The following is a 16,551-nucleotide window of genomic DNA, read 5'->3' as shown; positions in this document are numbered from 1 at the left end:
TTGACCGGCCGTCTCTGTTGGCAATGGATGATTACCACACATAGAGGTCAATATGTCGATCAAATCCGTTAAGACCGCCGTTTTCCCGGTGGGCGGCCAAGGCACGCGCTTTCTGCCGGCCACCAAGGCCATGCCCAAGGAAATGCTCCCCGTCGTCGACAAGCCACTGCTGCAATATGCGGTGGACGAAGCGCTGGCCGCCGGCATCGAGCGGCTGGTGTTCGTGACGGCCCGCGGCAAGGGTGCGCTGGAGGATTATTTCGATGTCGCCCGCGAGCTGGTCGACAGCCTGAAGGCCAAGGGCAAGACCGCGGAACTCGCCGTGCTGGAAGCCACCCAGATCGAGCCAGGCCGCATGGTCTTCGTGCGCCAGCAGGAACCTGCAGGCCTTGGTCATGCCGTGTGGTGCGCCCGGCACGTGGTAGGCCGAGAGGCCTTCGCCGTGCTGCTGCCCGATGAACTGCTGTGGAACCCCGCCAACCCGGCGCTGAAGGAAATGCACGAGGCTTATCTGCAGTTGGGCGGCAATATCATTTCCGTTCTGGAAGTGCCGGACGAACATACACATCGCTACGGCATCGTCTCGCCCGGCGCAGTCGATGGACTGATCACCGAGGTGAAGGGCCTGGTGGAAAAGCCCCAGCAGGGCACCGCCCCGTCACGGCTGGCCGCCATCGGCCGCTATATCCTGCAGCCCGAGGTGATCGACGTGCTTGCTGCCGGCAAGCGCGGGGCCGGCAACGAGATCCAGTTGACCGATGCGATGGCCGAAATGATTGGCCAGCAGCCGTTTCACGCCCTCACCTTCACAGGCACCCGCTTTGATTGCGGCGACAAGGCCGGGCATGTGACGGCCAACATCGCACTGGCGCTTGAGCGCGACGATGTTGGCCCGGCCGTGCGCGAATGGCTGCGCAGCCAGAAGTTCTGAACGATCAGGGCAGGGCTACCACCCGCAGCGCCCGCAACTGCCGCACGGAGCGGGCGGCACGCACTTCGCCGGGCACCACCAGCCGCAGCGGGCCGTCGGCTGCGCTCAGCGCCTTGCCATCGCAGGCGTTTGCCACCAGCACCTTGTGGTTGCCCAACTTGGGATCAAGTTCGGCCAAGCTGAAGGCAACGCGATAGCCATCGGCAGCTTCGGCGACGATTATCGTCGTCAACGCCGGGCCGCGCAGCGCTTCGCCCGCGGGCAGGCCGGCAGCGACGGCCAGATCGGTCAACCAGACGCCGGTGCAGGCGTGGGTCTGCCCGTGCGCTGTCAGGGTCGCGCTCGCTGCCGGCAGCTTGGCCAGCGTCGCAGCGTCCACTGGCAGGCTGGTGGGCAAAGCGGCGCTTGCGGCCAGCAGGACAAGGGCGGCAGCGATCATGCAATGTCTTTCCTATGTGACAGTTACGCCACGATAGCGCCGCCTGTGGCATCCGCAACATTGACGGGCGGCGGATTCGCGATAGGGGACGGCGGATGACCAACGCTGATGCCCCGTTCGATCCCCGCCTGCTGCGCGATGCCTTTGGCTGCTTCGCCACCGGCGTCACCGTGATCACCAGCCAATCATTGTCGGGCGAACGGGTGGGGCTCACCGCCAACAGCTTCACCTCGCTCAGCCTTGATCCGCCGCTGTTGCTGTTCTGCCCGGCCAATGGCGCTTCGGCACTGCCGGTGCTGCGCGAATCGGGTCGTTTTGCCATCAATATCCTTGATCTGGATGGCCAGGCCGTTGCCGATCGCTTCACCAAGAAGGGCATCGACCGCTTTGCCGAACATGACTGGCAGGATTGGGATGGCGTGCCGGTGCTGGCCAGCGCCAAGGCTGCCTTTGCCTGCACGCTGCATGCCGATCATGATGGCGGCGATCACCGCATCATCGTCGGCCGGGTAACGCGGCTGGCGCTGGATCAGGGCCGCGAGCCGCTCCTCTATCTGCACGGCCGCTATCGCCGGGTGCATGTTGGCTGATCCGTCGGCCTCGAACCCAAACCGGGACGCAGCCGAAACGGCTGCCTTGGCCAAGGGCGGGCGCACCAGTTTCTTCGGTTATGTGCTGCGGCTGGCGGCGCGCTTTCCCTTCCTGTTCATTGCCGGGCGCTTGTATGGCGCCGAAGCGCTGGGCCGCTTTGCCTATGCCACCATGGTGGTTGAACTGGTGGCGATGCTTGCCACGCTGGGCCTGAAACGCGGCCTTGCCGAAGACATGGCGCGGCGCCCACACGAAGAAGCCGCCGCACTGATCGATGCGTTGCTGGCGGCGCTGGTCGCGTCGCTGGCCGGGGCGGCGGTGCTGGTGCTGCTGCCCGAACTCGTGTTTCCGGCCACACGGCTGGCGCCGCTTGATCGGTGGTTCGCATTGATTATCCCGTTCATTGCGCTGGCCGATCTGGCGTTGGCCGGGCTGGCCTTCCACCATGATGTTGGCGCGCAGGTGCGGGCCCGTTCGATCATCGAGCCCTGGGTGTTGTCCATCGCCGCGCTGGCGCTGGCCTTCACCGCCTTGAAAAGCGACGGCATGCTGATCGCCTATCTGCTGTCGATGGTGGCGGCGTTTTTCGCGGCACTGTCGCCGGCGCTGCGCCGCTTTGGCTGGCCGGGCGGTTGGCGGCTGGATGTCGGGCGCATCTGGCGACTGGTGAAAACCAATGTGCCACTGGCCGGCGCCGATATCGCCGAATGGGGCGCGCGCCGGCTCGATATCTTCATCCTGGGCCGTTTTGCCTCGGCGGAGATTGTGGGCATCTATTTTGTGGCGCAGCAGATCGCCTCGCTGCCGCAGCGGTTGAAGTCCAGCTTCGATCCGATCCTCGGCCCCGTGCTCACCCGCAATCTGGCGGCGGGCAATCTCGCCAAGGCAGCGGGCCATGTGCGCCAGATCAGTTTCTGGGTGGCAGCGGTGCAGCTCGCTGCGGTGCTGGCGCTGGGTATTCCCGGACAGGCTGCTATGGGCCTGTTTGGCCCGGCCTTTGCCGCCGGCGTGACGGTGCTGGCCGTGCTGTTGACGGTGGAATTGTTCGCGGCGCAGGCGGCGGTGGCGGAAGGCGCTTTGATCTATGTGGCGCGTAATGCCAATCTGATGTGGTCTGTCATCGGGCTGGCGGTGCAGGCCGGGCTGTCGCTGCTGCTGGTGCCGATGGCGGGCCCACTGGGTGGCGGCGTGGGGGCGGCGCTGGCGCTTGCCATTGCCGCGTTGCTGCAATCGGTGGCCAAATCCCGGCTGTTGCAGGCGCGGCTGGGTCATGCCGTGTCTGGCTGGCGGCCGTCGTTGCTGCTGGCGGGCATCCCGGCCTTTGGCGTTGGCCTGCTGGTGCTGCGCACGCCGGAACCCATTCAGCTGTCGATCGGGTTTTTCGCGATTTTGGGCAGCTATGGCCTGATCATCTGGCGCTTCGGCTTCAAGGGCGCCGATCGCCTGCTGTTCGCGCGCGGCCTGAAGAAGATCGAAGATGAAGCCGCCAGCTTGCCGCTGCCTCTGCCGGTGGACAAGCTTTAACCGGGCAGCTTCACCCAACTGGCCAATGCCGGATCGACATCGGCCGAGGTGACCGGCCCTTCCCCGATGATCTGCACGATCACCGTTTCGTCGCTGTTGGAGCCATCCCAGTGCACGCCGCCGGCCGGGTGGAACATGTAACTGCCGGCGGTGAGCACCTGCGCCTTGTCGGGCGCGAAATCCGGCCCGGTACCAGCAACCCAGCGGCCCTGCAGCACCGTCACATGGCGATCACGGCTGTGATGGTGCGGCCGGTCCATCACGTGCGGCGGGAATTTCACCCGGATCACATAGGTGCCGGGCTGCGACGGGTTGCCGGCGATCAGGGCGCTCTGCGCACCCTGGCCGTTCGGTATCGGCTGCCACTGCACGGCTTTGGCCTGAACAATGCGGAATTCCGCCGGCTGAGCGGCAGCGGCGCCGGCAAACGCCAACGTCATGAAAAACAGGCGCATATGCTTCCCTTCACATGCCCGGCGGTGGGCTGCCAAAGGCGTTGCCGTCGATCGCGGCGCCCGGCGTTCCGGCCACCACGCTGGTGTAAAGATCAGCGCCCAGCGGCGTCGCCGCGATGGCAAAGCCCAGCGCCAGCGCGATTGGCCCGGCCGCCAGCCCGATGGTCCAGGCCGGATGCCAGCCTTCGCCGGCCCGCCATTCGCGCAGGGCCAGATAGATCGGGAACAACATGCCGGGGATGGAGGTGATCTCCATCGCCCACGGGATCAGGAAGGGTGACGGCATCAGCCGGCCGAATGCCGGGCCCATGATGGTGGCCAGCGCACACAGGTGCAGACGGCGGTGCCAGCCGGTATCGCGGCGCTTGGCAATGGCGCTCAGCGCCAGCCCGGCAAAGGCCGCCAGCGTGAGCGGGTTCTGCATCATGAAATATTGCGGCCGGAAGAAGAACGGGGTGCGCCCGGCCTGCGCCACCGCGATGGTGATCGCCACACCGGCAAAGACCATGGCGATGATCCACATCAGCCCCAGCCAGCCCAGGCGGCGATGCCATTCCAGCCGGCCGCTGGCGGCCAGCCCGGCCTGCAGCAACGACAGGGCAACCCAGCCAAAGAAGATGATGCCGTGGATATGCCAGATGGCCGGCATGGCGAAGGTGGAGCGACCCATCGCCAGGTGCATGGAAAAGGCCGCCGCAAAGATCAGCGCCATCACGCCGGTGATGCGCGCCTGCGTGCCCAGCCAGTCCTGTGTGGGTGTGGCCCGTGTCGCCATGCTGGTTCCTCCCCCGATGACCGCGGACAATTCTAATCCTTGGCAGGCGCGGCGTCCATCTTTTCGCCAGCTAGGCGCAGGCGCGGCGCTGGGCCAGCCTGCGGGCAACAACCCCAGCGGAGACCAAGCATGATCGGTGTGATCGCAACCCTGAAGATCCAGGACGGCAAGGCAGAGGATTTCGAAGCGGTGTTCCGCACCCTGTCGGCGGCCGTGCGCGCCAATGAACCGGGCAATCTCTGCTATCAGCTCACCCGCTCGAAGACAGATCCGACCACCTACAAGGTGCTGGAAGTCTATGCTGATGCCGATGCCCTGAAGGCCCACGGCGCCAGTGACCATTTCAAGGCTGCCGGCCCAGGGCTCGGTGCCTGCCTCGCTGGCAAGCCCGAGGTTGAATATCTGGACGGGGTGGCTTGAGGCCACCCCTTCGGGAATATCTGGATGGGGTGGCCTGAGCCACCCCTGACCGGTCTTAAAGCGCCGCCTTCAGCGCGGCGACGAGGTCGGTCTTTTCCCAGCTGAAGCCGCCATCGGCGTCCGGCGTGCGGCCGAAGTGGCCATAGGCGGCCGAACGCTGGTAGATCGGGCGGTTAAGGCCCAACTGCGTGCGGATGCCGCGCGGGGTGAGGGCAAAGCCCAGCTTGGCCGGATCAGCCAGCACGGCTTCGACGGCGGTTTCCGATACGGTGCCGGTGCCGTGCAGATCGACGTGGATCGACAGCGGCGCCGCGACGCCGATGGCATAGCTGAGCTGGATGGTGCAGCGCTTGGCGAGGCCAGCGGCGACGATGTTCTTGGCGAGGTAGCGGCACACATAGGCGGCCGAACGGTCAACCTTGGTCGGGTCCTTGCCGCTGAAGGCGCCGCCGCCGTGCGGTGCGGCACCGCCATAGGTGTCCACAATGATCTTGCGGCCAGTCACGCCGGCATCGCCATCGGGGCCGCCGATTTCGAACTTGCCGGTGGGGTTGAGGTGCAAGACCGTATCGGCGCTGAGGAAGCTGGCCGGCAGCACGTTGGCCAGCACGCCCTTCACATAGGTTTCCAGTTCGGCGAACTTGGCGGCATCACCGCCCTTTTCGCCATCCCTTTCCCACGGCTTGCAATAATCCGGCGCGTGCTGGGTCGAAACCACGATGGCCATGGCGGCCACCGGCACTTCGTTTTCGTAGCGCAGGGTCACCTGGCTTTTGGCATCCGGCTCCAGGAACGGCGCCACGCCGCTGTGACGGTCATCCGCCATCTGCTTGAGGATGCGGTGCGAATAATACAGCGTCGCCGGCATCAGATCCGGGGTTTCATCAGTGGCGTAACCGAACATGATGCCCTGGTCGCCGGCGCCTTCGTCCTTGTTGCCGCTGGCATCGACGCCCTGGGCGATGTCCGACGACTGCGGGTGCAGGTGGTTTTCAAAGGTCAAATTCTGCCAGTGGAAGCCCGACTGTTCATAACCGATTCGCTTGACCGTCTCGCGCACGGCGCGCTGGATTTCTTCCTGCGCGCCCGGTTCCCAATTACCGGCCACATCGATCATGCCGCGGCCACGCACTTCACCGGCCAGCACGACGCGGTTGGTGGTGGTCAGCGTTTCGCAGGCAACGCGCGCTTCCGGGTCCTTGGCCAGGAACAGATCGACGACGGCGTCGGAAATCTGGTCCGCCACCTTGTCGGGATGGCCTTCGGATACGGATTCGGAGGTGAAGATGAAGCTGCTGCGGGTCATGACACACTTCTCACGATGAGGGGATGCGTCGTCATACGCACGGCAGCTCTCTCATGCAAGTCGCATAACGACATCTTTATATCATTAATCGTCTCGCATCACGCCGTGATGGTGCGCATCGGCCGGGGCGGCGGCGGTGGCCGGTGCCGTTCCACCAGCCACCCGGCCAGTGCCAGCAGCAGCGCCAGCACTGCCACCGGATACAGGCCCAACCGAGCGAACAGGGATTCGGGCTGCGGCGGTGGCAGGCTGGTCACGATGGTGCCGATCTCGCCCTGAGCCAGCGATGAGCGCACCCGGCCAAAGCCATCGACCACCGCGCTGATGCCGGTGGGGGTGGCGCGGGCCACCGGCAGCCGTTCCTCGATGGCGCGCAGCCGCGATTGCGCCAGGTGCTGCGGCGGCCCCCAGGCGCTGAACCAGGCATCGTTGGAAACATTGGCGATCCAGCCTGGCCGGTTGCCCCGATCGGCCACGGCCTGCGGGAAGGCGATTTCGTAACAGATCATCGGCGACACGCTGGTGAAGCCCGGCAGCATCAGCGTGCGCGGGCCAGGGCCGGCAGCGAAATCGAAATCGCCGGGGACGAGCCGGGCGATGCCCAGCGGCTCCAGCCAATCGCGCAACGGCACATATTCGCCCAGCGGCACCAGATGCGCCTTGTCGAACCGGGCGACGATGCGGCCATCCCCGGCGATGGCAAACAAGCTGTTGGCATAGCGCGCCCCCATATTGCCTGCGCCATCGCGGTTGCGGCTCACCCCGGTGCCACCGGCCAGCAGCAGATCGCCGCGGCCGATGCTGCCGGCAATGCGGGCCAGCGCCGACGGATCGATCTCCACCAGCGCGTCGATGGCGCCTTCCGGCCACAGGATCAGCGTGGGCTTGCGCGCCAGCAGCGCAGTGCCGCCGCCGGCCTGTTCCGGCGTGGGCGCGGCAAGGCCGGGCGCCAGCTTGTTCTTCATCTCGCCCGTTACCTTGTCGGCGCTGGGCGGCACCGGTGAGACCACGCCTTCGGTTTCGGTGAGCGCGCGACGCGCCACTTCGGCATTCTGCAGCACCGGTCGGCCGGCTTGCGCAGCCTGGTTCAGCCCTTGCCGGGTGAGCCTGATATAGGTGGCAAGATGGCGTTCGGCAGAGGCGGCGTCATAGCGTTCATCCTGGCCAATGCCGGGCTGCACGATCACCAGCGGCGTGCCGATGAAGTCATTCTCGGTGATCATGCTGCCGCCCAGCAGTGCCAGCAGGAAGGTAACCGCCAGCGTGGCGATGCCCGCCCCCCGCCACCGGCCAGGATTGCGGACGAGCCACAGCAGCGCCACGCCACAGGCCAGCGCCAGCATCGAAAGCCCGGTACTGCCTACGACCGATGCCAGCTGCGCCACCGGCGTTTCCAGCCACATTGCCCCGGCCGGGTTCCAAGCAAAGCCGGTGAGCAATGTGCCGCGCAAGGTTTCGGCCAGCGGCCATAGCGCCACCAACCACAGCGCACGCGCCACCGGCTTCTTCGCCAGTCGCACCGCCAGTCCGGCCGGCAGCGCCACGAACAGCGCAAGATACATGGCGAGGCCGATCACCGCGACCCAGCCCAGCGCGGCCGGCATCTTGGCCTGATAGGTGAAGGACGTGGCGATCCAGTTCAGCGAAACGGCAAACATCGCCGTCCCGAACAACCAGCCACGCCCTGCTGCCGCCCAGCCGCTGTCGGCGGTGACGACCAGATGGGCTAACAGTGCGAGGCCAACCAGGCCCAACGGCCACAGGTTGAGCGGCGCGAAGGCCAGAGCGGTGGCGGCGCCGGCAACAGCTGCGACGATCAGATTGCGAGGTCCCTGCATGGCCGCCGGTGGTAGCCGGCTGCCACGCCGGAGGCCAGTGGCCTTTTGATGACAGGCCGGCCGCAATTCGGCAGTGGCAGCCCGCGCGGCGCCGTGCCACAGAGGCGGCGATGGCTTCCGCTCCGACTGCTGCATCCGTGCCCCCGCCAGAGCTGGCTCTGGCGTTGACCGGCGTTACGCTGGCGCTGGGTGGCCACCCGGTTCTGGCCGGCATCGATCTGGTGGTGCGCCAGGGCCAGTTCGTCGCGCTGGTCGGCGCGTCCGGGGCGGGCAAGTCCAGCCTGCTCCGACTGATCAACCGCATGCTGGAACCTGATGCCGGCACAGTCGCGGTGCACGGCGCCGATGTGGCCGGCCTTGATGCGATGCAACTTCGACGCGGCATCGGCTATGCCGTGCAGGGCGGCGGGCTTTTCCCGCACTGGACAGTGGCCGATAACATCGCCGCCGTGCCCTGGCTGCTGGGATGGCCCAAGCCAAAGCGCATGGAACGGGCGGCGGAATTGATGGCGATGCTGGAATTGCCGCCGCATCTGGCGCAGCGCTTCCCAGGCGAACTTTCGGGCGGGCAGGCCAGCCGGGTGGGTCTGGCGCGGGCGCTGGCCGTCAGCCCGCGGCTGCTGCTGCTTGATGAACCCTTCGGCGCGCTTGATCCCGAGACCCGTGATGAACTGGGCGACCGCCTGCTGGCGCTGCACCGGGCGCAGGGGTTGACGACCATCATGGTCACTCATGATCTGGCCGATGCGCTGCTGCGGGCTGACCTGATGGTGGTGCTGGATGGCGGGCGGGTGGTCGCCTGCGGGCCGCCTGCCGAAGTGGCCGCGGACCAGCACCCGGCTGTGCAGAATCTGGTGGCAACACCATTGGCACAAGCGCGGGCGCTGGCCGGGATGGGCAAATGATCGCCGGCTGGGAAACCCTGCCCTCGGCACTGGCGGCGCATCTGGCGATCAGCGCTGCAGCATTGGCATTGGCGCTGCTGGTGGCGACGCCCCTGGTGCTGCTGATGCCGGGCCGGCCCTGGCTGCGGCGCACGGTGATGGGGCTGGCTAGCGTGGTGCAGACGGTGCCGGCGCTGGCGCTGCTGGCGCTGTTCTTCCCGCTGCTGGTGCTGCTGCGCAATCTCACCGGGCTGCCGGTGCCGTCGCTGGGCCTGCTGCCGTCGCTGCTGGCGCTGGCGCTTTATGCGTTGCTGCCGCTGCTGCGCGGTGGGGCCGGCGGGTTGGCTGCCGTGCCAGACAGCGTGCGCGATGCGGCGCGGGCCATTGGCATGAGCGCCAGCCAGCGCCTTTTCCACGTTGAACTCTCGCTGGCCGCGCCTGTGGTGATGGGCGGCGTGCGCACGGCCGCAGTGTGGACCATCGGTGCCGCCACATTGGCCACGATGGTGGGGCAGGAGAGTCTTGGCGATCTGATCTTCGCCGGGTTGCAGTTGCAGGACTGGCAACAGGTGCTGCTCGGCTGCGTGGCGGCGGCCGCGCTGGCGCTCATCGTTGATGGCGCACTCGGTTGGTGCCAGCGGGGGATTGCCGAACGGCGCTGGGCGCCGGCCGCCAAGGGCCTCGTCCTGCTCGGCCTGCTGGCTGTTGGCGTCACCGGCTGGTGGCTGCACAGCCGCCCGGCCACCCAGGTGCGGCCCGTGCTGATCGGCACCAAGACCTTCTCCGAGCAATATATCCTGGCCGAACTGATCGCGGCCGATCTGCGCGCCGCTGGCCAGCCCACGGGCGTGCGTTCCGGCCTGGGATCGGGCATCGCCTTTCAAAGCCTGGCGGCCGGCGGCATCGATATTTCCATCGATTACACCGGCACCTTGTGGACGCAGGCGCTGGGCCGCAGCGATGTCGTGCCGCGTGCCGATATGCTGCGTATCCTCACGGAACAGTTGAAATCCCGCTATGGTGTCACCGTGGCGGCGCGGCTGGGCTTTGAAAATGCCTATGCGCTGGCCATGCGCCGGGCCGATGCCGAACGGCTGGGCGTACGCAGCATTTCCGATCTGGCGCGGGTTTCGGCCAAGCTGAAACTGGCCACCGATCTGGAATTCCTGTCACGTGCCGAGTGGATGGCGATGCGCAGTGCCTATGGCCTCGAATTTGCCAGCATGCGCGCTTTCACCCCGGTGCTGATGGTGGCGGCGCTTAAGGATGGCGCCGCCGATGTGATCACCGCCTACAGCAGCGATGGCGCGCTGGCCGGGGCGGATTTCGTGCTGCTCACCGATGATCGTGGCGCGCTGCCCGCCTATGATGCGCTGCTGCTGGTGGCGCCGGGGCGTGATGATCTGGCGCGGCGGCTGGCGCGCTATGACGGCCGCATCTCGGTGGATGCCATGCGCATCGCCAACTGGCAGGCCGATCGCCCCACCAGCAAGCGCAGCCCGGCCGAAGCGGCGCGCTGGCTGGCCACGGAAACCGGCTTGCAGCGTTGAGCCGCCCGGGCCAAGCTGTGGCCCATGAAGAAACTCCTCCTCGCCCTGCTCCTGCTGTTCGCTGCCCCGGCGTTTGCCGGCACGCCGGCTGATCTCCACACGCTATTTGCTGATTGGCGGCGCTTCCATGCTGGGCCAGGCGGCGTTCCGGATTACACGCCGCCGGCCGTTGCCGCGCGTGCCGAGCCGTTGAAGGGCTTTCAGGCCAGGCTGGCGGCGATCGACACCAAGGGCTGGAACGCCGCCGACAAGGTGGATTGGCAGCTGGTACAGGCCGAAATGAACGGCCTGAAGTTTGATCTGGAAGTTGCAAAGCCATGGGCCCGCGATCCGGCCTGGTATCTTTCGCTGTGGAACGCGCAGAGCGACACGCCCGCGCATGAAGGGCCGGTGCATACAGCTCCGATCGATGTGTGGCGGTACAAATTCCCGCTCACCAAGCCCGATGCCGACCGGCTGGCCGGCGAACTGGCGCATATCCCGCCGCTGCTCGCTCAGGCGCGCGGCAACCTGACCGGCAACGCGGCCGACCTGTGGAACGCCAGCCCGGTCACGTTGGCCGAACAAGAAGAGGGGCTGGTGGGCCTTGCTGCCAAGGTGAAGGGGCACAAGCTGCTCGAACGCCGCGTGGCCGAGGCGCTGGCTGCCACGCGCGATTTCATCGCCTGGGTGAAGGCCGAAGCGCCGAAGAAGTCAGGCCCGTCCGGCGTCGGGGTGGAGGCCTACAACTGGTATCTCAAGCACGTCCAGCTTTCGCCCTACAGCTGGGAGCAGGAGGTGGCGATCCTGTCCCGCGAACTGGCCCGAGCACACGCTGGCCTGCGGCTGGAGGAAAATCACCACAAGGTGCTGCCGCCGCTCACCAGCCCGGCCAGCCAGGCGGAATGGGACGCGAAGAGCCTGGCCGACATCGATCATTTCATCAGCTTCATGGACAAGACGGGCGTGGCCACCATCCAGCCCTACATGAAGCCCGAACTGGCCAAGCGCACCGGCAAGTGGGTGCCGGCGGCGCAACAGGATTTTTTCAAGATCGCGCAAGGCCGCGCGCCCAACAGCCTGTTTGCGCATTTCTATCACTGGTGGGATTTGGCCGAGATGCAGGTGCGCCCGCACCCTTCGCCGATCCGGCGCGGGCCGCTGCTGTACAACATCTGGATCAGCCGGTCCGAAGGCAATGCCACGGCGATGGAAGCCATGATGCTGGATGCCGGCCTCTTCGACAACAAGCCGCGGTCGCGCGAAGTCGTCTGGATCATGCAGGCCCAGCGCGCGGCGCGCGGGCTGGCCTCGCTCTATGCCCAGGCCAACCAGATCGATCTCAAGGCCGCGATGGCGATGCAGGTGGCGCGCACCCCCAACGGCTGGATGAGCCCCGATCTGCCGCTGCTCGGCTTTGAACAGTCGCTCTATCTGCGGCAGGTGGGCTACGGCCCCAGCTATATCACCGGCAAGGCGCAGATCGAGCAGTTGTTCGCCGAAGTCGCCGAGCAGGAACGCGCCGGTCTGCCCGGCGGCACCTTCACGGTGAAGGGCTTTTATGACCGGCTGGGCGGCTTCGGCATGATCCCGGTCAGCCTCATTCGTGAACAGTGGGTGGGTGTTCCGGTCGGCCAGTAAGGCCGACCCGGTTCACTTTGCGGCCCGTGGAATCAGATGGAGCTGCGTCTGCCGCCCATCGATCCAGCGGAACGAACTGCCGTTCCAAAAGCCATCCACTTCCAGCGGGAAGCGGATTTCGGCGTTGCTCCATTCGGGCACCTTGGCCAGCGCCGCCAGTTCGATCGACCAGGCCGTATCGGCATAGATGCGGTAGTCGCCGCGGCCGGGGATCGGGTTCTGATGTTCCCAATTGCCGATCCATGGTCCGGCACCATGGCCGTGCAGGCCAATGCTGTGCGTGTAGATGATCGGGTTGGTGCCAGCGGCAATTGCCTTCTGGCGCGCGGCCATCAGCACTTCGTTGCCGGTGGCGCCGGTCTTGAAACTGGCAACCAGCGCATCCTGCACCTTGTTGGCCGCGGCCATGCCGGCCTTCAAGCCCGCCGGTGCGTCCGTTTCGCCGGGGCGCAGCACATAGGCCAGTTGCTGCGTGTCGGTCTTCAGGCCCAGCATGCCGGCGCAGAAATCGACATGCAGCAGATCGCCGGGCATGATCACCGGGTTTTCCGGCAGGGTCTGCCGGCCCGGCGTGATGCCGGGGGCGCCCGCGCGCTGCACCGTTACCGAAGGTTGGCACCAGGCATCCTGGCGCAGATCGGCCAGCCGTTCGCGATACCACCACACAACGTCTTGCGTGGTGGTCACACCCGGCGTGATCACCTTTTCCGAAAGGCCTTCCGGGATCAGCGAATGCGCCACGCGCATGATGCCGTTGTACACGTCCATGTCTTCGGGTGTGCGGGTTTCCAGATAGCCCAGCGCCATGCGTTCATGGCTTTCCAGCTTGGCGGCCGCCGGGCCCAGGGCGGTCAGCAGTTGGCGATGCTCGCCCGCCGAAAGCCCGTTGGCCAGCGCGAACGTCGGGTTGATGTTGATGGCGATGCGCCTGGGGTTGCGCTCGGCGATCAGCTGCGCCACCCGGCCCCATTGCTCGGGCTGCGCTTCCGGATCCCAAGCCGCCGGGAAGATATCGCCAACCGGATAGCGCGACACGGCCAGCCGCTCGACGCCCTTTTCCGGTCCGCGATCGAAGAAGATCAGCACCATGGTGCGCCGCGCCGAAGCCCAGGTGGCCGGCAGCATCGTCTTCACCACAGGGTCTTCATTATACTCGCTGGAAACGAGGACCCACATGTCCACGCCCACTTCGCGCATGACCTTGGGCACGACCTGATCGAGCCGCGCCTTTATCAGCCGGTCGTGCGCCGCCACGCGGTCGCGCAGACTTGGCACGCCCGGCCGCTGATAATCCTGTGCGGCGGATGCCGTGGCGGCCATGCTGGTGGCCAGCAACAATGCAGTGAGGATCGCCTTCATTTCCGTCTCCCTGTCTGGAGACGGCTGTAGGCGAGCTTGCGGCGCTTGTCAGCCAAGTTTGGGAAGGGTTCGGGCGCCAATGGTTCGGGCGGTGGTGCTGCCGGGGAGGATTGAACTCCCGACCTCAGCCTTACCAAGGATGCGCTCTACCACTGAGCTACGGCAGCACGACCCGAACCTGCCCGCGTTGCAGCGGGAAGCGGCCCTATGGCCAAGCCCTCCCTCACTGTCAAGCACTGACGCCGCCGCACACTTGGGCTATGAGGCGAACCATGACCAAGGAAACCGAAAAGCAGGCACAGGCGCGCGCCGAACGGCTGGCGGCGGCGCTGCGGGCGAATCTGCGCAAAAGGAAGGGGCTGGGCGATACCGGTGACCCGGCACGCAGCCAGCACCCCTCCCAGGCTGAAAAGACGGATTAGTTCCCGGTTGCCAGCGCCTTGGCCACGGCCGCGGTCACTTCCGGCGAGGTCGGCGTGGTCTTGGTGCCGAAGGCGGCAATCAGGCGGCCATCCTTGCCGATCAGATATTTGTGGAAGTTCCACTGTGGGGTCTTGTCTTCACCCAGCGTGTTCGCCGCCCACTTGTACAGCGGGATGGCCTTGGGGCCCTTGACCACGGCCTTTTCGGCCATCGGGAACTTGATGCCGAACTTGCTCTCGCAGAACTGCTTCACTTCGGCATTGCTGCCATATTCCTGGCCGCCGAAATCGCCCGACGGCACGCCCACCACCGTAAAGCCCTTGGCCTTGTAGCTGTCGTGCAGCGCCTGCAGGCCTTCATATTGCGGGGTGTAGCCGCACATCGACGCGGTGTTGACCAGCAGCACCACCTTGCCCTTGTACTGCGCCATCGGCATCGGCTTGCCGTCGATGGTCTTCAGCGTGAACTGGTGCAGGTTCTGCGGCGCGGGCGCGGCGGCAATAAGTGCGGTCAGCGCGGCGGCAGCGATGGCGATGTGCTTGATCATGATGGCGGCTCCCAAACGTGATTTGACGCGGTGATACCACGGCTGCGCAAAACCGCGAAGGTGAAGGGTGACGCAGGTGCTCAGAGCGGTGCGCAGGCCTGTTCCAGCCAGCGCTGTTCCGCCGGATCAGTGAGCAACGGCCCGATTTCGGCGGCCACGCGGGCGTGATAAGCGTTCCACCAATCGCGCTCCTCGGCGGTGAGCAGGCGCACGTCCACCAGCCGCTTGTCGATCGGTGCCAAGGTCAGCTCCTTGAAGCCCATGATCTCGCGCTCCGCGCCTTCCGCGCTGCGGCGTTCGACCAGCACCAGATTCTCGATGCGGATGCCATAGGCGCCCTGCTTGTAATAGCCCGGCTCGTTGGACAGGATCATGCCCGGTTGCAGCGGTTCGTCGCCGCCCGGCTGGGCTGACCAGGCCGCGGCGATGCGCTGCGGGCCTTCGTGCACGGAAAGATAGCTGCCCACACCGTGGCCGGTGCCGTGGTTGTAATCCAGGCCCACGCTCCACAGATGCTGGCGGGCCAACGCATCAAGCTGCACGCCCTTGGTGCCGGCCGGGAAGATGGCACGGGCCAGCGCGATATGGCCCTTCAGCACGCGGGTGAAGCGGTCCTGCATCTCCGGGCTGGGGGTGCCCACGACCAGCGTGCGCGTCACATCGGTGGTGCCATCGCGATACTGGCCGCCCGAATCGACGAGATAGATACTGTCGTGGGCAATCGGCAGGTTGGTTTCGTTGCTCACCCGGTAATGCGGCAGGGCGGCGTTGGGGCCGGCGGCCGAAATGGTGTCGAACGACAGATCTTCCAGGCTGTTGGTCTCGGCGCGGAACTGGCGCAGCCGCTCGGCGGCGCTGAGTTCATCCAGCCCGCCCTTGGGCGCCTCGCTGTCGAACCAGGCCAGGAAGCGTGTCAGCGCCGCACCGTCGCGCACATGCGCGGCGGTGGTGCCGGCGATTTCGGTGGGGTTCTTGACCGCGCGTGGCAGCACGGTCGGGTCGCGCGCTTCGATGATGCGGGCACCGCCGGCTTCCAGCGCGTTGAAAATGGCGGCGACGCATGATTGCGGATCGACCACCACCGTCTGCCCGGTCATCGCCTTCAGCGCCTCGGCAAAACGGTCGCGCGGCTGGCAGCGCACGGCATCGCCCAGATTCGCACGCACGGCCGGGGTGAGCTTTTCGGGTGCAGTGAACAGATCAACCGAACCATCCTTGTGGGCGATCACGAAGGCCAAAGCGACCGGCGTGCGCGAGACATCCTTGCCGCGGATGTTCAGCAGCCACGCAATCGAATCGAGCGCGGCAATCACCACGGCATCGGCGCCCTTGCCGGCCAGCCATGCGGCTACGTCGCGTCGTTTTTCGTTGTGGGCACGGCCGGCGAACTGGTCATCATGCACTTCCAGTGGCGCCAGGCTCGGCGCCGGGCGGTCGGTCCACGCCGCATCGATCGGGTTCCTTGTCACCGCCACCAGTTCGGCGCCACGCGGTTTGAGCTGCTCAGCGGCCTGCTTGGCCCAGGCGCTGGTGTGCAGCCACGGATCATAGCCGATGCGCTGGCCCGCGCTGGCGATCTCACCCAGCCACTGCGCGGCGCTGGTTTGCGGCACGTCCTCATAGGCGAACAGATCGGCGGGCACCTGCTGGCGCACCTGCACGGTGTAGCGGCCATCGGTGAACATCGCCGCCTTGTCGTGCATCACAACCGCACTGCCGGCCGATCCGCCAAAACCGCTGATCCACGCCAGCCGCTGGGCATATTCGCCAACATATTCGCTCATATGCTCATCGGTCAGCGGCACGACGAAACCGGCAAGATTTTGGGCGGCGAGCTCGGTGCGCAATGCCGCAAGGCGTGAGGCGATGGTGGACACGGACAATCTTCC

Annotated in this window: 16 protein-coding genes and 1 tRNA gene; 8 read left to right on the top strand and 9 right to left on the bottom strand. The window is 66.3% G+C overall.

The genetic code is table 11. The features are described 5' to 3' along the window. Positions 1-52 precede the first annotated feature (52 nt). Positions 53-931 carry a UTP--glucose-1-phosphate uridylyltransferase gene (locus tag G566_RS0104560; protein WP_022679493.1) on the top strand — a complete coding sequence of 293 codons (879 nt, stop codon included), beginning with the start codon at positions 53-55 and terminating at the stop codon, positions 929-931. A gap of 4 nt (positions 932-935) precedes the next feature. Here the strand turns inward: G566_RS0104560 and G566_RS13495 are convergent, their stop codons facing one another. Next, positions 936-1,370: a molybdopterin-dependent oxidoreductase gene (locus G566_RS13495; protein WP_022679492.1), complete on the bottom strand. Its 435-nt coding sequence runs from the start codon at positions 1,368-1,370 to the stop codon at positions 936-938. Between the two features lie 95 nt (positions 1,371-1,465). On the opposite strand from G566_RS13495, the gene G566_RS0104550 reads away from it, so the two are divergent. Both G566_RS0104550 and G566_RS0104545 read left to right on the top strand, forming a co-directional pair. Then, positions 1,466-1,960, top strand: coding sequence for a flavin reductase family protein (locus G566_RS0104550; protein ID WP_022679491.1), 495 nt, complete (start codon positions 1,466-1,468; stop codon positions 1,958-1,960). Continuing rightward, a complete protein-coding gene (locus G566_RS0104545) occupies positions 1,950-3,485 on the top strand; it encodes a lipopolysaccharide biosynthesis protein (RefSeq protein WP_022679490.1) in 1,536 nt (511 codons plus the stop codon). Before G566_RS0104550 ends, G566_RS0104545 begins: the two co-directional genes overlap by 11 nt. Here the strand turns inward: G566_RS0104545 and G566_RS13490 are convergent. Together G566_RS13490 and G566_RS13485 are read right to left on the bottom strand one after the other, a co-directional pair. Then, the gene (locus G566_RS13490) at positions 3,482-3,940 is read right to left on the bottom strand and encodes a cupin domain-containing protein (RefSeq protein WP_022679489.1); all 459 of its coding nucleotides are present in this window, start codon (positions 3,938-3,940) and stop codon (positions 3,482-3,484) included. The genes G566_RS0104545 and G566_RS13490 overlap by 4 nt on opposite strands. A gap of 10 nt (positions 3,941-3,950) precedes the next feature. Continuing rightward, on the bottom strand, positions 3,951-4,715 hold the full coding sequence (locus G566_RS13485) for a hypothetical protein (RefSeq protein ID WP_022679488.1): 765 nt from the start codon (positions 4,713-4,715) through the stop codon (positions 3,951-3,953). A gap of 129 nt (positions 4,716-4,844) precedes the next feature. Between G566_RS13485 and G566_RS0104530 the strand changes: the two genes are divergently transcribed. Then, positions 4,845-5,135 carry a putative quinol monooxygenase gene (locus G566_RS0104530; protein WP_022679487.1) on the top strand — a complete coding sequence of 97 codons (291 nt, stop codon included), beginning with the start codon at positions 4,845-4,847 and terminating at the stop codon, positions 5,133-5,135. Between the two features lie 55 nt (positions 5,136-5,190). Here the strand turns inward: G566_RS0104530 and metK are convergent, their stop codons facing one another. Next, complete coding sequence (metK, locus tag G566_RS0104525) at positions 5,191-6,441, bottom strand: methionine adenosyltransferase (protein WP_022679486.1); 1,251 nt, start codon at positions 6,439-6,441, stop codon at positions 5,191-5,193. Between the two features lie 98 nt (positions 6,442-6,539). Further along, a complete protein-coding gene (gene lnt, locus G566_RS13480; RefSeq protein ID WP_022679485.1) occupies positions 6,540-8,279 on the bottom strand; it encodes an apolipoprotein N-acyltransferase in 1,740 nt (579 codons plus the stop codon). A gap of 110 nt (positions 8,280-8,389) precedes the next feature. Here lnt and G566_RS0104515 point away from each other — a divergent pair, with 110 nt between their 5' ends. Genes G566_RS0104515 through G566_RS13475 form a run of 3 tightly spaced genes read left to right on the top strand, consistent with a single transcriptional unit; the run spans position 8,390 to position 12,333 of the window. Continuing rightward, entirely contained in the window at positions 8,390-9,184 is a 795-nt protein-coding gene (locus tag G566_RS0104515; RefSeq protein WP_051135931.1) for an ATP-binding cassette domain-containing protein, read from the top strand. Further along, entirely contained in the window at positions 9,181-10,713 is a 1,533-nt protein-coding gene (locus tag G566_RS0104510; protein WP_022679483.1) for an ABC transporter permease/substrate-binding protein, read from the top strand. The genes G566_RS0104515 and G566_RS0104510 overlap by 4 nt, the downstream gene beginning before the upstream one ends. Before the next feature lie 24 nt (positions 10,714-10,737). Then, positions 10,738-12,333, top strand: coding sequence for a DUF885 family protein (locus tag G566_RS13475; RefSeq protein WP_022679482.1), 1,596 nt, complete (start codon positions 10,738-10,740; stop codon positions 12,331-12,333). Between the two features lie 12 nt (positions 12,334-12,345). On the opposite strand, the gene G566_RS0104500 is transcribed toward G566_RS13475, so the two are convergent. Both G566_RS0104500 and G566_RS0104495 read right to left on the bottom strand, forming a co-directional pair. Further along, on the bottom strand, positions 12,346-13,692 hold the full coding sequence (locus G566_RS0104500; protein ID WP_022679481.1) for a M24 family metallopeptidase: 1,347 nt from the start codon (positions 13,690-13,692) through the stop codon (positions 12,346-12,348). A gap of 92 nt (positions 13,693-13,784) precedes the next feature. Beyond that, positions 13,785-13,859 (bottom strand) — tRNA-Thr (locus tag G566_RS0104495). A 105-nt stretch (positions 13,860-13,964) separates the two neighbouring features. On the opposite strand from G566_RS0104495, the gene G566_RS15320 reads away from it, so the two are divergent. Beyond that, on the top strand, positions 13,965-14,114 hold the full coding sequence (locus G566_RS15320; RefSeq protein WP_022679480.1) for a hypothetical protein: 150 nt from the start codon (positions 13,965-13,967) through the stop codon (positions 14,112-14,114). On the opposite strand, the gene G566_RS0104485 is transcribed toward G566_RS15320, so the two are convergent. Both G566_RS0104485 and G566_RS0104480 read right to left on the bottom strand, forming a co-directional pair. Continuing rightward, positions 14,111-14,662, bottom strand: coding sequence for a glutathione peroxidase (locus G566_RS0104485; RefSeq protein ID WP_040605420.1), 552 nt, complete (start codon positions 14,660-14,662; stop codon positions 14,111-14,113). The two genes, G566_RS15320 and G566_RS0104485, sit on opposite strands and share 4 nt — an antisense overlap. 80 nt (positions 14,663-14,742) lie before the next feature. Then, positions 14,743-16,539 (bottom strand): aminopeptidase P family protein, encoded by a 1,797-nt coding sequence (locus G566_RS0104480; RefSeq protein ID WP_022679478.1) that lies wholly within the window; start codon positions 16,537-16,539, stop codon positions 14,743-14,745. Positions 16,540-16,551 lie beyond the last annotated feature (12 nt).

The organism is Sandarakinorhabdus limnophila DSM 17366, from assembly GCF_000420765.1.
Lineage (GTDB): Bacteria > Pseudomonadota > Alphaproteobacteria > Sphingomonadales > Sphingomonadaceae > Sandarakinorhabdus > Sandarakinorhabdus limnophila.
Note: the sequence above shows the minus strand (reverse complement) of the source record. Positions and strands in the feature narration are given on the sequence as shown.

Excerpts from the sequence above, each read along its gene's own strand:
- G566_RS0104500 (WP_022679481.1), bottom strand. The coding sequence starts at position 13,692 with ATGAAGGCGATCCTCACTGCATTGTTGCTGGCCACCAGCATGGCCGCC.
- G566_RS0104530 (WP_022679487.1), top strand. The coding sequence starts at position 4,845 with ATGATCGGTGTGATCGCAACCCTGAAGATCCAGGACGGCAAGGCAGAG.
- G566_RS13490 (WP_022679489.1), bottom strand. The coding sequence starts at position 3,940 with ATGCGCCTGTTTTTCATGACGTTGGCGTTTGCCGGCGCCGCTGCCGCT.
- G566_RS0104510 (WP_022679483.1), top strand. The coding sequence starts at position 9,181 with ATGATCGCCGGCTGGGAAACCCTGCCCTCGGCACTGGCGGCGCATCTG.
- G566_RS0104560 (WP_022679493.1), top strand. The coding sequence starts at position 53 with ATGTCGATCAAATCCGTTAAGACCGCCGTTTTCCCGGTGGGCGGCCAA.
- metK (WP_022679486.1), bottom strand. The coding sequence starts at position 6,441 with ATGACCCGCAGCAGCTTCATCTTCACCTCCGAATCCGTATCCGAAGGC.
- G566_RS0104485 (WP_040605420.1), bottom strand. The coding sequence starts at position 14,662 with ATGATCAAGCACATCGCCATCGCTGCCGCCGCGCTGACCGCACTTATT.
- G566_RS13485 (WP_022679488.1), bottom strand. The coding sequence starts at position 4,715 with ATGGCGACACGGGCCACACCCACACAGGACTGGCTGGGCACGCAGGCG.
- G566_RS13475 (WP_022679482.1), top strand. The coding sequence starts at position 10,738 with ATGAAGAAACTCCTCCTCGCCCTGCTCCTGCTGTTCGCTGCCCCGGCG.
- lnt (WP_022679485.1), bottom strand. The coding sequence starts at position 8,279 with ATGCAGGGACCTCGCAATCTGATCGTCGCAGCTGTTGCCGGCGCCGCC.
- G566_RS0104515 (WP_051135931.1), top strand. The coding sequence starts at position 8,390 with ATGGCTTCCGCTCCGACTGCTGCATCCGTGCCCCCGCCAGAGCTGGCT.
- G566_RS0104550 (WP_022679491.1), top strand. The coding sequence starts at position 1,466 with ATGACCAACGCTGATGCCCCGTTCGATCCCCGCCTGCTGCGCGATGCC.
- G566_RS13495 (WP_022679492.1), bottom strand. The coding sequence starts at position 1,370 with ATGATCGCTGCCGCCCTTGTCCTGCTGGCCGCAAGCGCCGCTTTGCCC.
- G566_RS15320 (WP_022679480.1), top strand. The coding sequence starts at position 13,965 with ATGACCAAGGAAACCGAAAAGCAGGCACAGGCGCGCGCCGAACGGCTG.
- G566_RS0104545 (WP_022679490.1), top strand. The coding sequence starts at position 1,950 with ATGTTGGCTGATCCGTCGGCCTCGAACCCAAACCGGGACGCAGCCGAA.